The following is a 16261-nucleotide window of genomic DNA, read 5'->3' on the forward strand; positions in this document are numbered from 1 at the left end:
GCTTCCGCCTACTCCATTCTCCCCAGCATAGCTGGGGGATTAGGCTTTTCATTTACAGCTTGATACAAATATTCAGGTACAGCATCCGCATATTTATCTTCAGGACATCGCAAAGCTTGCCTGCAGCAACGCAAAAGTCCTGAACCGTCTCCGTGTTCTTCCTGTTGCCAGCCTGGATCACATGAAATCCGGTCAGTATGTCATGTCCGCCATGGATCTGATCGATATGATCCAGAAAAAAGAACCTGATCTCAGCATTTCTCATATAGGAGAACCCGATTTCATTCTTACCTACCGCAAAAGCTCTGCATCCGGCACTGTATTTCGCTGGTTCAAAATCTTTTTCGTCTGCCTTGCCACTTTTTTCGGAGCTGCTTTTTCCATCATGACCTTTAATACAGATGTGGATGTTGGCAGGTTATTTCAGCAGGTTTATTTTCAGGTGACGGGAGAAATCTCCAGCGGTTTTACTGTCCTGGAGATTTCCTACTCTATCGGCCTTGCCATCGGAGTTCTGTTCTTCTTTAATCATTTCAGCCGTCTGAATTTTTCGGCCGATCCTACTCCAATGCAGGTACAGATGCGTAAATACGAGGACGATGTCAACGCAACCATCCTCGAGGATCTCAACAGGAAAAATCTCTGCAAAAATCCAAATGAGAAGAAGGCTTCCTGATCTCTCCCTCAACAACAAAGGACAGAACACGGTCTCCCGTTTCTGTCCTCTGTCTGCCGAATGATTTCTTTCCCTGACTGTAAATGATCAGTCCTCAAAACAACTGATCATGTAGCCGTCATTTTCGATGACTACATCTGAAACATTATCTCTGTCCCAGATTGCATCACTGATGATAGATCGTAAGCTCTCATCCATCTGAATATTGAAATTTTCTTCAATAATCTGAAATGGAACATTCTCATGTTCCTGTGCATACTCCATGATGAAATCAAGAATCTTCTCTTCCATGTCTATAAATCTGCCTTTCTATAATTAACATCTGTACCATCTTACCTCAACTTTTGAAATATGTCCATGGAAATTTGTGATTTTATTTTAGTACTTATCTTTTTCGTTTCATCCACTTACAGGATCCTTTTTGTCTTGCATTTCTGTCTCTCCTGTGCTATACTCTCTACCGTCAAAGCCCATAAAAACAAGGTCTTACAGGGTTTGACCGGCGGTCACCGCCGTAAAATGTGCTGAGTGTTCGTGACCTTCCACTCATAAAACAAAACTAAAGGAGAATTGAATAATGAAAAACAAAAACACTATGTTCCTTGTACAGGCAGCTGCCATCGGTGCTATCTATGTAGTTCTGACTCTGCTGTTTGCTCCATTAAGCTATGGTGAAGTTCAGGTCCGCTTCTCTGAGGCACTGACTATTCTGCCATACTTTACACCGGCTGCAATCCCGGGATTATTTGTAGGATGTATTCTTTCCAATCTTCTTGGCGGTGCGATTCCTGTAGATATCATTTTCGGAAGTATTGCAACACTGATCGGTGCAATTTTTACTTACAAGCTGCGCGGTGCCAGCAAATGGCTTGCTCCATTGCCGCCAATCGCCGCCAACACAGTGATCGTACCTTTCGTTCTTTACTACGGATATGGTGTAAATCTTCCGATCCCGCTGATGATGCTGACCGTCGGTGCCGGCGAAGTCATTTCCTGCGGAATCTTCGGAATGATCGTTCTTACCGCACTTTCCAAAGTAAAGGGATCTGTTTTTGGAAAAACAAGTTACAGTAAATAGTGATTTTTTAGGTAGCTGCTGTTTTTTTCAGCAGCTACACTTCTTATAAGACTTATTGTTTATTTCATCCCTTATGCGAATTTCTCAGCTTCTCCAATATCCTCTTCTCCATCCTCGACACCTGTACCTGTGATATTCCCAGAACTTCAGCCACCTGCGTCTGGGTCATATCCCGGAAGTATCTCATATAGATCAGCCTTCGTTCTTCGCTCTTAAGTTCCCCCAGAAGTTCTTCCAGAAATATCCGGTTCAGCAGATTCTCCTGCTCATCTTTTTTCTCTGGGATTTTATCGATCAGTGAAATATCTGTTCCCTCTCCCTGATAAACCGTTTTGTAAATAGATTCTACATTTACAGCGGACTCCAGAGCCATGGCAACTTCTTCCGCCGCAATTCCAAGTGTTTCCGAAAGTTCCTGGATCGTCGGCTCCCGCCCGGATTCTCTCTCAATTTTCTCCCGTGCCTGATAGACTCTGTGTCTACATTCCTTTATAGCCCGGCTTACCTTTATCATCCCGTCATCCCGGAAGAAGCGTTTCATCTCTCCAATGATCATTGGAATCGCATACGTTGAAAACTTTACATCAAATGCCGGATCAAATTTATCCACGGCTTTGAGAAGGCCGATACTGCCAATCTGAAATAAATCTTCCATCTCCACGCCCCTTCCAAGAAATCGCCTGGCAGCACTGTAGATCAGTCCTGTATTTTCTTTAAATAAAGTATCTCTTGCCTCTTTATCTCCCTGGTGTGCACGCCCGATCAGGGCAAGAGTATGCTCCATATCCCCTCCCTATCGACCGATAATTTTTTTCATGCGAACACGTGTTCCTTCTCCAACCTGTGATTCCACCTTAAGGTCGTCCATAAACGCCTCCATAAAAGTGAACCCCATGCCCGAGCGGTCTTTGTCTGCCTTTGTAGTGTACATAGGCTCCATCGCTTTCTCTACATCTTCAATCCCCTTTCCATGGTCCGTGATCTCTACATAGATTTCTTGGCCGGTAAGCAGAAGTTTCATTTCTATCTTATGTACTTCTCCTTCGTACCCATGGATAATGCTGTTAGTCACCGCTTCTGATACTGCGGTTTTCAGATCCGCCACTTCCTCCAGCGTCGGATTCAGCTGTGTGCAGAAGGATGCAGCTGTGATCCTCGCCAATGCTTCATTCACCGGCAGACTGTCAAAAATAAGTGTTATTTCATTCGTCCTTTCCATAATGTCCTCCCTCTTCGATTTTTTTCTGAATTTCCATGTATCTGTGAACTCCTGACAGGTGAAGCAGTTTATCCATATACCTGTCCACATTGACAGCTGCTATACATTTCTGTCCCATCCCAAGGGCACGGTATCTTCCCATGATCAGACCAATACCGGAGCTGTCCATAAATTCTGTATTCTCAAAATCAAATATTATTTTTTTGATATAGGCTCTGCTCATGATCCTGTCGGTTTCTTTTCGGATCCTGTCCGACTGCGGATGATCCAGTTCCTGCGGAAGATGAATAGTCAGAACCGCTTCTTTGAATTCAAATATTTCGCTCATTTTGTCCCCCTTCTCAGATATGTCGAAAGAAAAAAGGAGATGTACTCTATGTACATCCCCTTCTCCGAGGTTTTTCTTATATCGTTTCGCTTATTTCTGTCTTACAGTTATTCATAACTGTTCAGTCCCCTCGCGGGATACTGCCTCCTGAATAGTTACTATTATTGTAACTGTTCAGTATCCTCACAGTTACGAGTCAAAATGCATTCCAAATCACCTTCGGTGATGGCATTTTGCCTTGTATGTCTCGGGATTTTGGCAAAAAACATGCCAAAACGCCTCGCGGGATACTGCCTCCTGAATAGTTACTATTATTCATAATATTCCGAATCGTCGTATTCTCCGCTGTCATCGCTTCCATCATCTGATGATCCGGTGTTTCCGGAATTTACAGCCTGACTGATCGTATTATAGATTGTTTTCTGTGAGTCGGAAAGGACATCCTGCTGCACATTCTGCAGTTCCAGGGCCGCATCATCAAAGCTCTTCTGCTGATAAGCCGCATATGCCTGGAGCAGTGCCTGATAGCTTTTGCTCTTTGTCTGCTCTGATGTAAGCTGCTGGCTTACCTCATCCGCGGATTCTGTAGCTTCTTTTGCATCACTCTGTGCTTTGGTAAGCTCAGCTGCCTGGCTCGCAAGCGACTCACTGTACTGAACAATCTGCTGATTCGCTTCCTTGTAAATGCCCTGGCGGATCGCCGGTGCTGCAAGAAGCCAGAACGCTCCTACCCCTGCTGCAATTCCTGCCATCAGGATAAAAAAGGCTGAGAGTCCTGAACGTTCCTTATAAACCGGCTGCTGCATAACCTGCTCCGATGCAAAAATATCCGTATCCTGTTTCGAAGCCTTATTGGAATGAAAAAGTCCTTTTTTGCTTTTTTCCAGATTGGTCGTTACACCGGTCTGCTCATCCACCTCTCGCAGGAAGCGAAGCGTTGTCGTATTTGTCTTGTCAATGCGTGCAGCTTTTTTGAGGGTTCTTCTCGCCTTGTTCCATTCGTGATTCTTCATCTGGATCAATGCCAGAAGATGATATCCCTTGATCAGTTTCGGATTCTGAGACAGAATCCTGCGAAGCTTGATCGCCGCCATATCTTCATGTCCTTCACGACACAGCATCAGCGCGTTGTTGTATTTCCTGATTGTTTCATTGATCGCATTCAGACGGTTTCTGTTGGCCTGAAGCTTATTGATATATTCTGTTGCAAGATTTCTGGCTGGCTGCAGATTCTTACTGATGACCCATTCACTGAGTGCGGAAACCACTTCTCCCGTCTCAAAATACACAAGTCCAAGAAGGTTTCTCGCTTTGATGTTTCTTTTATCATAGATCAGACTCTGTTTCAGACATGCAATTGCACCGGAAAGATCACGAATACTTGCTTTTTCCAGCCCCTGATTATAAAAACTCTTTGACAGGTAATCCACTTTTTTCTGAATCAGAACATTGTATCCGCAGTTCGGACAGTAGTCCAGATCCATGTCTGTAAGAAATGCCCCACAGTTCACACAATTCATTCAATGTTTCTCCCTTTGTGTATTGATTTGTCTTATTTTACACGTCTATTGCTTTTTGCTTCTCTCAAGACCTCCTGAAGGACATCCAGAATGTCTGTCAGTTCTCTGTCATAAATTGCACCCTCTGCGTCTGTAACATCCAGACAGGGTTCAAATTTCTTCAGTTCCTCTTCATAATCGATCATAATAATTTCTCCTTATTTCCCGATTCCCTTAAGAATGGCGGTTTTAATCTCACCCACCAGATAAAGGGAACCTACACAAAACAGCAGTCCATCGTGTCCTTTTTCCGAGAGTGCTTTCCTGAATGCTTCTTCTGCATCTTCACAGACCTCTGCCGAAGTACATCCATTCTCCTTAAAAATCTCCGCCAGCTGTTCAGCCGGTACTTTACGATAGCCGCCTACCTGAGTGACCACTACATGTCTGAACTGGATCTTGTCCAGGATGGTGCGAATCATATCCGTATAATCCTTATCATCCACAGCAGAAAACAGCAGAGTAAGCGGATAGTCCTTCTGAAAATGTGCTGCCGTTTCTACGAATCGTGCAACTCCATCCTCATTATGGGCACCGTCTACAATGACTCCCGGCAATACGGTTTCCATTCTTCCCTGCCAGCGTGTCTCAATAAGTCCTTTCTTCACAGCTTCTGCCGATACCGGAATCTCCTCCTTAAGAATCTCCATTGTCTTGAGTGCGAGAGAACTGTTCATCACCTGATACAGTGCAATGAACGGAATGGAAAACACTGTGTTACCATAATACTCATTCTTAAATGAAAAATCAATGCCGGAACAGGTATTTCGTATAATTTCCGTATCTTCCCTCGTAACTTCATAGCATGGACTGTTCAGCTCCTGTGCCCGTTCTCTGATGACCTTTGCCGCCTTTTGATCGTTTCCGTCATAGATCACAGGTACGCCTGGAACAATGATCCCTGCTTTCTCTCCCGCAATTTCTTCGATCGTATTGCCGAGATACTGCATATGATCAAAGCTGATCGAAGTGATCACACAGGCTACAGGATTTTCTACCGCTGTTGTTGCATCAAGTCTTCCGCCAAGTCCTGTCTCCAGTACTACATAGTCCACGCCTGCATCTGCAAAGATCACCATTCCCATCAGGAATAAAAACTCAAAATAGGTAGGATGATAGTTTCCTTCCTTTACCAGTTCATCTGCCAGTTCTTTCACCTTGCAGAATGCATCCAGAAACACTTCATCACTGATATTCTTCTCATTGATCTGGAAACGTTCATTGATCACAACCAGATGCGGCGAGGTAAAAAGTCCGCAGGAGTATCCTGCTTCTCTCAAAATGGAAGTCAGGAATGCACAGGTACTTCCCTTACCATTCGTACCGGCCACATGGATCACACGGAATTTATCCTGTGGATTTCCAAGGCGTTTCAGACATTCCTTTGTGTGTTCCATTTTATTTTTGGTCGTAAATTTCGGAGTTTCTTCAATATAAGCAACTGCTTCTTCGTAATTCATAAAAAAATTCACCACTTATCCTATAATGTATTCGCAGCAGCAGGAAAAAATTCCCCTGCTACTACGATATCCATTATATATGAGTGGTGAAAGATGTCCAGTACCAATCGTAATCTTTTATTCGTCAGAATTATGAATCTTCTGACGGAATTTTCCATTTATTCTCATTATACAGCATATAGGCAGAACGGTCATAGCTCTTGCTCAGTGCTTTTCTGGTAGAACTGTTGCTTCTCTGAACAACGGAAAGACGGTCAAAATCGTTGATCTCTGTTCCGGAGATTATCAGCGTCGTCGGATTTACATATACTGTATCATACCAGTCTCCATTCAGTTTAACCTGACTGGATGGCGTAAAGTTTGTTCCTTTGAGGCGATAGGTGTAATCTGCCGTCGAAACCATCTCCATTGAATCCAGTGTCACGTCATAAAGTCCCATACGCATCTTGGTCCTCTGAAACGGATTCTCACCATCATAAGAATATTGTTTTCCGTAAAGCACATCATACTGAAGGGTTTCCAGATCCACCTGATAATTTCTTGTGTTTCTTCTTGCCTGATGATAACGAAAAACAGTACCCTCATGGATTCCTGCACGGTCCATAACCTCTGCCGCCATCTGATATGCTGCCAGGTTCTCGTCCTTTTTCTTAAGCCCAAAATTGTCCCACATAACATACTGTGTCTGGAAAAGATATTTGTTCTTAAGATCTTCTACGGTGAGTCCCATAGTCGGAAGATGATCTCCATACATAACAAGAATCACATCTTCCGGATAGTCAGCAAGCGCATCTGTCAGTTCCTTGACAAACTGGTCCATCTCATGAATCTCATTGCAGTAGTATTCCCACTGGTTATTCTGGTTTTCGGTAGCTGCACCTGTAACGGTGATCTCCGGATCATCCAGCACGGATTCTTCCGGATAACCGCCGTGCCCCTGCACCGAAATTGTATATACATAATCCGGTTCTTCTGTGGAGTCCAGGCATTTGATGATCTCATCTGTCAGAACCTCATCCTTTGTCCAGCCAAGTGGATTTTTGTCCTCTTCCTCCGGCATATATTCCGCAGAGGTAAAGGTGTCAAATCCGAGATTCGGGAAGATACTTCTTCTTCCATAGAAGTTTGCCTCATTGTTATGTACTGCGTGAGTCACATATCCCAGATTCTTAAGTACATATGGTGCACTCTCGCAGGTGGTTTCCTTGAGGATACTCTTGTAAGGATACTCTCCCGGTCCGAAATAGTGAAGGCTCATCCCTGTGATGGACTCAAATTCTGTGTTGGCAGTTCCTGCTCCTACAGAAGGCACCTTATAATATCCTGAACTGTATTCTTTCATCAATTTACGGAAGTTCGGGATTGGATCCTCTGAAATATTAAGATAGTTTACCAGTGTCGGATCAAAAAACGACTCCAACTGCAGAAAGAGAATATTCGGTTTGCTGTCTTCCTTTGTGGCAGGAAGATTATCTTCTGTCTTCTCGATCCGTGTAATCTCCTGTTCTGAGTAATCTCTCGGACAACTGATTCCTGTATCAAAGATCGTAACCGCCAGACAGTATGGGTAGCCATAGTCCTCGTATGCGAATGCAATGTTTCCAAAGTAGTTGGACAATACTCTTTTTTCCAGTGCCAGCTGCGTGGCTCCGGCAAAAAGTGCTGCTCCGACAACGACAAGCAGAAGGTCATAACGAAACTTCACCTTTCGTTTATAGCTCGGTGCTTTAATCAGAAGTACGAGAAGAAGAAGTACAAAAAATCCCAGTATGATCAGTGCCACTACAACTCCCCAGGACGGAAGATATTTATTCAACACTGCCATTCCATCTGTCAGAAGATGAAGGTCCGGTCCGGTAAACGGAGTAACCCTGTTTAACAGAATCACTCCATTGACAATGCCCAGCAAAAGCCACAGAATTGCTATCAGCACACGCCAGAAACATCTCTTGCGAAAAAGATACACCAGCAATGACGTTGTAAAGATCAGTGCGGCATTATATGCAAAGATAAGTGGTTTTGTGGTCATGTATGTCCATGCCGCCGAAAATGAATGACGGCTGATCGCCTCGATCAGAAAATATCCTGCCGTACTGCACAGTGCATGAAGCAGCAGTGAGATCCGGTTACACACTTTATACCATTTCATCCGAATACTCCTTTATTAATTCTCCATCTGTTTAAGCTGTACGTTTACCTTTTCCATCATTTCTTCGTATTTCTGAAGCTTTTCTTTTTCGGCATTTACCTTTGCTTCCGGTGCTTTGTTGACAAAGTTCGGATTATTCAGCATGCCCTGGCATCTTGCGATTTCCTTTGTGAGACGTTCCTGTTCTTTCTTGAGACGTTCCATCTCTTTTTCTCTGTCTACAAGATCTTCCAGAGGCATATATACAACTGCATCAGATACAACAACGGATACTGCATCTTCACCGATTCCGTCTTTGTTCTCCTGTACATGGATTTCTTTTGCAAATGCAAGGTTTACAAAAGATTTCTTGCATGCTTCGTATCTTGCACAGGTTTCTGCATCCTTGCCAACAACGTAGAGATGAGTCTTACGGTTCATCGGTACGTTCATCTCTGTACGTGTATTACGGATTCCGCGGATTGCTTCCTTGAAGCTCTCAACTGCTTTTTCTGCCTCCGGGAATACCCATGCCTCCTGATATACCGGCCAGTCAGAAATCATGATGGACTCTTCTTCCGGAAGAAGTGTACAGTAGATTTCTTCTGTAATAAACGGCATATATGGGTGAAGCAGTTTCAGGCCTTCTGTCAGTGCTGTGCGCAGTGTCCAGAGTGCATCGTTTGCAGCTTTCGGATCCTCATCTGCCTTCCAGAGACGTACTTTTGCCATTTCGATGTACCAGTCACAGAGTTCATCCCACAGGAAATCATAAACCTTCTGAACAGCGATTCCCAGCTCGTATTTGTCCATGTTGTCAGTTACATCACGGATCACTGCATTCAGCTTAGAAAGGATCCATTTGTCCTCAAAGCAGAGCTCGTTCAGATTTTCTGGTTCTGTTACTGTTTTGCCTTCCAGGTTCATCATAATGAAACGGGATGCATTCCAGATCTTGTTTGCAAAGTTACGGCTGGACTCTACACGCTCCCAGTAAAAACGCATGTCGTTTCCAGGTGCATTTCCTGTGATCAGTGTCAGACGAAGTGCGTCTGCACCATATTTATCAATAACCTCCAGTGGATCGATACCATTTCCAAGAGATTTACTCATCTTACGTCCCTGAGAGTCACGTACCAGACCATGGATCAGTACATGATGGAACGGTACTTCTCCTGTCTGCTCCAGAGCAGAGAATACCATACGGATAACCCAGAAAAAGATGATATCATATCCTGTTACAAGAACGTCTGTCGGATAGAAGTATTCCAGCTCCGGTGTTTTGTCCGGCCATCCAAGTGTGGAGAACGGCCACAGGGCTGAGCTGAACCAGGTATCCAGAGTATCCTCATCCTGATGGAAATGTGTACATCCGCATTTCGGGCATTTTTCCGGCATTTCTCTTGCCACGACCACTTCACCACACTCATCACAGTAGTACGCCGGGATTCTGTGTCCCCACCAGAGCTGACGGGAAATACACCAGTCACGGATATTTTCCAGCCAGTGCAGATATGTCTTTCCGAAGCTTGCCGGAACAAATTCCAGTTCTCCTGGTTTCAGAGCATTGATTGCAGCCTTTGCCATTTCATCCATGCGTACAAACCACTGTGGTTTGATCATCGGCTCTACGGTTGTGCCGCAACGGTCATGTGTGCCGACACTGTGGCTGTGCGGAACAACCTTAACGAGAAGTCCCTGTGCCTCAAGGTCTGCTACCATTGCCTTACGTGCCTCGTAGCGGTCCATGCCTGCATATTTACCGCCAAGAGAATTGATGGTTGCATCGTCATTCATGATATTGATTTCTTCAAGGTTGTGGCGCTTGCCTACCTCGAAGTCATTCGGGTCATGTGCCGGTGTGATCTTAACGCATCCTGTTCCGAATTCCTTGTCAACATATTCATCTGCGATAACCGGGATCTCACGGTCAGTCAGCGGCAGTTTCAGCATCTTGCCGATCAGGTCTTTGTATCTTTCATCCTCCGGGTTTACTGCAACTGCAGTATCTCCAAGAAGTGTTTCCGGACGGGTAGTTGCAATCTCTACAAATCTTCCCTCTTCTCCCACGATCGGGTAATTGATGTGCCAGAAAAATCCGTCCTGATCCTCATGCTCTACTTCTGCATCTGAAATAGAAGTCTGGCATACCGGACACCAGTTAATGATTCTGGAACCCTTGTAAATATATCCTTTTTCGTATAAGCGGATGAACACTTCCTGTACAGCCTTTGAACAGCCCTCATCCATGGTAAAGCGTTCTCTTTCCCAGTCAGCGGATGCTCCAAGCTTCTTAAGCTGGTTGATGATCTTTCCGCCATATTCTTCTTTCCATGCCCATGCATGTTTAAGAAATTCCTCACGTCCGATGTCGTGCTTGTCGATGCCTTCTTTTTTGAGCTTGTCGATAACCTTGACCTCAGTTGCGATTGCCGCATGGTCGGTTCCCGGCTGCCACAGTGCTTCATATCCCTGCATTCTCTTGAAACGGATCAGGATATCCTGCATGGTCTCATCGAGTGCATGTCCCATGTGGAGCTGTCCGGTTACGTTCGGCGGCGGCATAACGATTGTAAATGGTTTTTTATCTGGATTTACCTTTGCATGGAAGTATCCGTTATCCATCCATTTCTGATAAAGACGTTCTTCCAGCCCTTTCGGGTCATAAGTCTTTGCAAGTTCTTTGCTCATAATATCCTCCTGATTATATTTATTGAAAAAACAGCCCCTCACACTGCTTGTGTGAAGGGCAGTTTGCCTGACTCTGAAAACTACTATAATTGCATTTTGGAACCTTGTCAAGAAGGATTGATGAAATTTCACAGATATTCTCTTCCATTTTTGACCTCAGATTCCAGGATCTGTCCTATTCTACAGATTTCAGAGATTCTACCATATTTATCTTTTTGAGTTTTTTGTGCATGAACAGATTCACTATAGCTGAGAAAACACAGGTGAGCAGTGCGCAGTATACGAAGCTCACCGGCCGGATATTTCTTCCAAACATAACTGCATCCACTTCAACTGTCACAATGATATACCTATGCAGACCAATACCGAAGACCGCTCCGAAAAGAATCCCGACTGCAGTAAGGATAATGTTTTCTCTCAGCACATACTGCGAAACCTCTTTGTCAAAAAATCCCAGTACTTTAAGCGTTGCCAGTTCCCTCTGCCTCTCTGTGATATTGATATTATTGAGGTTATACAGCACGACAAACGCCAGCATTCCAGCTGATACGATCAGGACCACAACAACGATTCCCAGAGTGCTGAGCATACGGTTTACCATCTCCATTGTGCTGGCTGTATAACTGATACTCAGTACAGCTGGAGACTCCATGATCTTCTGACCGATTTCTTCCGTCTGATCTTTATACTCATCCCTGACCAAGAATACAATATCTTCATAATCGGGTTCTTCTCCAAAGACATCTTCATATACCTTCGGTGTCATATAAACATAATGACCGGCATAGTTCTCTGTGATCACGGCTATTTTTGTCCTATATTCCCTGTCGTCTTTTTTGAGAATCAGTTCGTCTCCTGCCTTAAGATCCAGAAGTGCTGCTGTTTTTTCGCTGACTGCCGCCCCCTCATCTGTCAGTTCGTACTGTTCCTTTGTTATGCGGTTTCGAAGGGTAACATCCTTTTGGAAATTCTTAAGATTCTCCGGAACATAGACATATACACTTAAATTTGCCTTTCCATTCGGTGCAGTGAGCTTGGAAAGCTGGATTTTGGTATAATGATCCAGTTTTGAATTCTGATCCAGTTCCTTTATAAGTGCCTTCTTATCCGTCTCAGCCGCGTCATCATCAGCAATGATCGTTCCATCATAATGCTGCAGATTTTTGTACTGCAGATTCACAATATCTGAGATGGAATCCTGGATCCCATAACCGACCAGCATCAGTGCCATGCTGCCTGCAATGCCGAAAACTGTCATAAAAAGTCGTTTCTTGTAGCGGAAAAGATTTCGAAGCGATGACTTCCAGGTAAAGTTCAGATGCTTCCACAAAATCGGAATGCGTTCCAGAAAAATTCGCTTTCCCTCTTTCGGTGCCGGCGGACGCATCAGAGCCGCCGGTGTTTCTGCCAATGCCTGCCGGCAGGAAATAATGGTTGCTCCCACCGTACAGATCAATGCTGCTATCGAAGCGGTCAGTGCATATTTCCACTCGTAATGAATCTGAAGATTATTGGAAACATTGTGGTACATCATTCCATATGCCTTGATGACTATATATGGAAGCATTTTTTCGCCAATCAGAATTCCTACCACGCTTCCTCCGGCTGTTGCCAGGAATGCATAATTCAGATATTTGGAGGCGATATCCATCTTTTTATATCCGAGTGCCTTCATCGTTCCGATCTGGGTCCTCTGCTCTTCTACCATTCTTGTCATGGTTGTGAGACTGATCAGTGCCGCTACCAGGAAAAAAATGACAGGAAAAACCTCACCAATGCTCTTGATACGGTCTGCATTATCACCATAGTCCGAATATTCCGGAAGGCTGTTCCTGTCTGTAATGATCCATTCAGGCTCTTTGATGTCGTTCAGTTCTTCCTTCGCATCGTTGATCTTCTGTTCTCCGTCACGGATCTCATCCTCTGCTTCTTTCTTGCCATCCTGATACTCTTTCTTTCCATCTTCTAATTCTTTCTCTGCATCCTTAAGTTTCTTCTCAGAATCCTTGAGCTTCTGCTCATTTTCCCGGATCTCTTTTTCACCATCACTAAGCTTCTTCTCATTTGCAGCGATTTCTGCCTCACCGGAAGAAAGTTTCTGTTCATTTGCTGCAATTTCCGCCTGTGCCGCCTCAAGTCTTGCCCGGTTTGCGTCCAGCTCAGCCTGACCGCTCTGAAGCTTTTGAAGGCTTGCATCCAGTTTCTTCCGACTCGCCGTCAGAGTTTTTTCGTTTGACGCAAGTTCCCTCTCTCCTGCTGCAAGCTTTGCCGATTCGCTGTCCAGCTGTATGCGGCTCTGGTCAATGGTACTCTGTCCGGCCTTCAGGCTCTCCAGTGCAGCTGCCAGTTCTGTTTTACTGGACTGAGCCTGTGAAAGCCCACCCTGAGCCGCACTCAGATTGTTCTCAAGCTCTGCCTTCTGGCTGACTGCCTGCTGACAGGCATCCACAGCTGCCTGCGCCTCGTTTAAGGCACTGTCCGCCGCTGACAGTTGTCCCTGTGCCTCATTCAAAGCCTGCTCATAGACTGCAAGTTCTTCTTCCGAAAGTTCTCCTGCTTCAGCTTTTTGCTGTGCTTCGTCATAGGCTGTCTGCGCACTGTTTACATTTTCCTGTGCTGCCTGAACTGCCCCGAAAGCCTGTTCCGTCGCCGCCTGTGCCGCTCCCAACTGTTCTTCGACCCCTGCAAGCTGTTCAAGCCCCGCCTGAATCTGTGCGATCTGCCCTTCCAGCTGTGTGATCTGTGCATCCACCGCTGCCTGCCCGGATGTCACCTGTGCAATTCCATCGGTCAGTTCTTTTTGCTTCTGCTCAAGCCCGGCACGTCCATCTGCGATTTTTTGTTTTCCTGCTTCTATCTGTTGTTTTGCCTTGTCAAATTCAGCCTTGCCTTCCTCATATTGTTTCTTTCCGGCATTGTACTGTAACCATCCGTCATCCAGTTTCTCCTGGGCTGTTTCTAGCTGTGCCTGTCCGTTGGCAGCCTGTTCTCTGGCTGAAGAGATCTGGGTTCTCCCGTCAGCCAGCTGGGCTCTAGCATCCTCCAGCTGTTTTTTGCCATCGGCAAGTTCTTCTTTTGCATCGGCAAGTTTCTTCCTGCCATCTTCTAATTCTTTCTTTCCGTCACGGATTTCTTTCTCACCGTCGGAAAGCTTTTTGCTGGCATCGGCAAGCTCTTTATCTGCTTCCTTTCTTCCATCGGCAAGTTCTTTTTCTGCATCGGCTATCTTATCCTGTGCTTCTGACATTATTTCATTATAACGAAGTTGACAGCGTTCTTTCTCAATTCCTTCAACCCGCTTCTGAAGTCTCTCGACCAGATTATCATAGGCATCCGTGTAACTGATCACCTTATCCGTCCCATGTGACCGGATATAGATCTGGGTAAAAACCTCCTGATCAAAATCTTCCGGAAGAACATATGCAAAGCCATTTACCTCCCCGGAGCCAACCGTTGTATTTCCCCTGTTGAAGGAAATATACAGAGGACTTTTGCCCAGCCCGACGACCGTATAGGTCTCTGTATTCAGAAGCCTGCTGTCTTTATCCTGACGCATCTTTATCGTGCTCCCGATCTCATATCCCTGCCCTGATGCAAAAGCCGAATCCAGAAAACATTCTCCACTCTTTTGAGGAAGCCGTCCCTCTGTCACAGTAAGCTGGTTCACATTCTGATTCACAGATTCTATATGAAGAACCTTCTGCCTTTCCTCGCCGCAGATCACATCTGTACAATAAGCACCTTCTGCACTCTCTACACCGTCAACTGCCCGGACTGCTTCTATATCATCCTCCGTCAGCCCAAGAGTTCCCACGATCTTGAGATCCATAAGCTGTACTTCATTATAATAATCATCTCCTGATAATCTCATATCCGGCGATGATGCCTGGATCCCGGAAAAAAATGCAACTCCCAGTGCCACGATACAGAATATCGAAATAAAACGTGCCCTGCTCTTTCGGATCTCCTGCCAGAAATCTTTGTGCAATGCTTTTTTTCTGCGTTTTCCTACCATTCAATCTCCTCCACCGGTGTCGGATGATCATTCTGTTCCATCGAAGAAACCGTTCCGTTCTTGATATGGATCACCCGGTCTGCCATAGGGGTCAGTGCCGAATTGTGCGTGATGACGATCACTGTCATATTCTTCTCCCTGCACATATCCTGAAGAAGCTTCAGAATCGCCTTACCCGTCTGATAATCCAGTGCACCTGTCGGCTCATCACAGAGAAGAAGCTTCGGATTCTTTGCAAGTGCTCTCGCTATGGAGACGCGCTGCTGTTCCCCACCGGAAAGCTGTGCCGGGAAATTTCCCATCCTCTTCTCAAGTCCGACCTCTCGCAGGACCTCCTTTGCATCCAACGGATTTTTGCAGATCTGCATGGCAAGTTCTACGTTTTCCAGGGCAGTCAGATTTGGCACCAGATTATAAAACTGAAACACAAAACCGATATCATCTCTTCTATATGCGGTAAGCTGTCTGCTGTTGTAGGCTGTGATATTTCTTCCATCCACCTGAACAAGACCTCTGGATGCGGTATCCATACCGCCAAGAATATTGAGGACAGTTGTCTTTCCGGCACCACTCGGTCCTACAATGACCACAAATTCGCCTTTGGCAATTTCAAAGCTGATCTCATCAACTGCACGGATCTCAACCTCACCCATCTTATATATTTTGGAAACTTTATCTAATTTCACATATCCTTCTTTCCTGTTCATTCACATCTCCCTGTCGTTTTCTCTGTTTTTACAGTTTCTTCATATTACAGACAAACCCTTTTATTTCTTAGTATACCACAAAAAGCACTGACCGGAACAGTGTCCGTTCAATGCTTTTGTGAATTTTCTGACTTAGTTTCCAGATACAATATTATTATTTTTTACGTCCCGTCATCAGTCCGCCGATCCTGCCGGTTTCCTTTGCAGAAAGACTTTTCCACCCATTCTCAAGAACTTTGTCGAGAATTCCGAGTTCTTCTGCGATCTCGTACTTGATCCTTTCTTCTTCCGGAAGTTCGCCTCTAAGATAGGCTTCTACCTCTTTCTCCTTATTCATGTCCGTTCACTCCTTTATTATGACTGTCAGTTACGTCTTTTGGAAAGTATGGACAGTTTTGAA

13 protein-coding genes and 1 pseudogene are annotated in these 16261 nt (G+C 45.0%); 2 read left to right on the plus strand and 12 right to left on the minus strand.

What is annotated here, in order from left to right:
• Positions 1-64: 64 nt before the first annotated feature.
• Positions 65-676: pseudogene (locus LIR34_RS05505) on the plus strand (stage V sporulation protein AA); the annotation flags it as partial.
• Positions 677-763: 87 nt separating this feature from the next.
• Here LIR34_RS05505 and LIR34_RS05510 read toward each other — a convergent pair.
• Positions 764-967: a hypothetical protein gene (locus LIR34_RS05510; RefSeq protein WP_161283903.1), complete on the minus strand. Its 204-nt coding sequence runs from the start codon at positions 965-967 to the stop codon at positions 764-766.
• Between the two features lie 286 nt (positions 968-1253).
• On the opposite strand from LIR34_RS05510, the gene LIR34_RS05515 reads away from it, so the two are divergent.
• Positions 1254-1754: a QueT transporter family protein gene (locus LIR34_RS05515; RefSeq protein ID WP_161283902.1), complete on the plus strand. Its 501-nt coding sequence runs from the start codon at positions 1254-1256 to the stop codon at positions 1752-1754.
• Positions 1755-1818: 64 nt separating this feature from the next.
• On the opposite strand, the gene LIR34_RS05520 is transcribed toward LIR34_RS05515, so the two are convergent.
• From LIR34_RS05520 to LIR34_RS05570, 11 genes are all read right to left on the minus strand, one after another.
• A complete protein-coding gene (locus tag LIR34_RS05520) occupies positions 1819-2538 on the minus strand; it encodes a SigF/SigG family RNA polymerase sporulation sigma factor (RefSeq protein WP_173902215.1) in 720 nt (239 codons plus the stop codon).
• Positions 2539-2547: 9 nt separating this feature from the next.
• Entirely contained in the window at positions 2548-2973 is a 426-nt protein-coding gene (gene spoIIAB / locus LIR34_RS05525; protein WP_161283900.1) for an anti-sigma F factor, read from the minus strand.
• On the minus strand, positions 2957-3301 hold the full coding sequence (locus LIR34_RS05530) for an anti-sigma factor antagonist (protein WP_161283899.1): 345 nt from the start codon (positions 3299-3301) through the stop codon (positions 2957-2959). Before LIR34_RS05530 ends, spoIIAB begins: the two co-directional genes overlap by 17 nt.
• A gap of 311 nt (positions 3302-3612) precedes the next feature.
• The gene (locus LIR34_RS05535; RefSeq protein ID WP_173902216.1) at positions 3613-4821 is read right to left on the minus strand and encodes a hypothetical protein; all 1209 of its coding nucleotides are present in this window, start codon (positions 4819-4821) and stop codon (positions 3613-3615) included.
• A 32-nt stretch (positions 4822-4853) separates the two neighbouring features.
• The gene (locus LIR34_RS05540; protein ID WP_005424949.1) at positions 4854-5006 is read right to left on the minus strand and encodes a hypothetical protein; all 153 of its coding nucleotides are present in this window, start codon (positions 5004-5006) and stop codon (positions 4854-4856) included.
• A gap of 12 nt (positions 5007-5018) precedes the next feature.
• Positions 5019-6320 carry a bifunctional folylpolyglutamate synthase/dihydrofolate synthase gene (locus LIR34_RS05545; RefSeq protein ID WP_173902217.1) on the minus strand — a complete coding sequence of 434 codons (1302 nt, stop codon included), beginning with the start codon at positions 6318-6320 and terminating at the stop codon, positions 5019-5021.
• A 130-nt stretch (positions 6321-6450) separates the two neighbouring features.
• Positions 6451-8469, minus strand: coding sequence for an LTA synthase family protein (locus LIR34_RS05550; protein ID WP_161283896.1), 2019 nt, complete (start codon positions 8467-8469; stop codon positions 6451-6453).
• A 15-nt stretch (positions 8470-8484) separates the two neighbouring features.
• Positions 8485-11139 (minus strand): valine--tRNA ligase, encoded by a 2655-nt coding sequence (locus tag LIR34_RS05555; protein ID WP_161283895.1) that lies wholly within the window; start codon positions 11137-11139, stop codon positions 8485-8487.
• Positions 11140-11314: 175 nt separating this feature from the next.
• Entirely contained in the window at positions 11315-15154 is a 3840-nt protein-coding gene (locus tag LIR34_RS05560) for an FtsX-like permease family protein (RefSeq protein WP_173902218.1), read from the minus strand.
• Complete coding sequence (locus tag LIR34_RS05565) at positions 15148-15861, minus strand: ABC transporter ATP-binding protein (RefSeq protein ID WP_173902219.1); 714 nt, start codon at positions 15859-15861, stop codon at positions 15148-15150. Before LIR34_RS05565 ends, LIR34_RS05560 begins: the two co-directional genes overlap by 7 nt.
• Positions 15862-16015: 154 nt before the next feature.
• Entirely contained in the window at positions 16016-16198 is a 183-nt protein-coding gene (locus LIR34_RS05570; protein ID WP_161283892.1) for a small, acid-soluble spore protein, alpha/beta type, read from the minus strand.
• Positions 16199-16261: the final 63 nt, after the last annotated feature.

Source organism: Blautia sp. MSK17_66 (assembly GCF_020538025.1).
Taxonomy (GTDB): domain Bacteria; phylum Bacillota; class Clostridia; order Lachnospirales; family Lachnospiraceae; genus Blautia_A.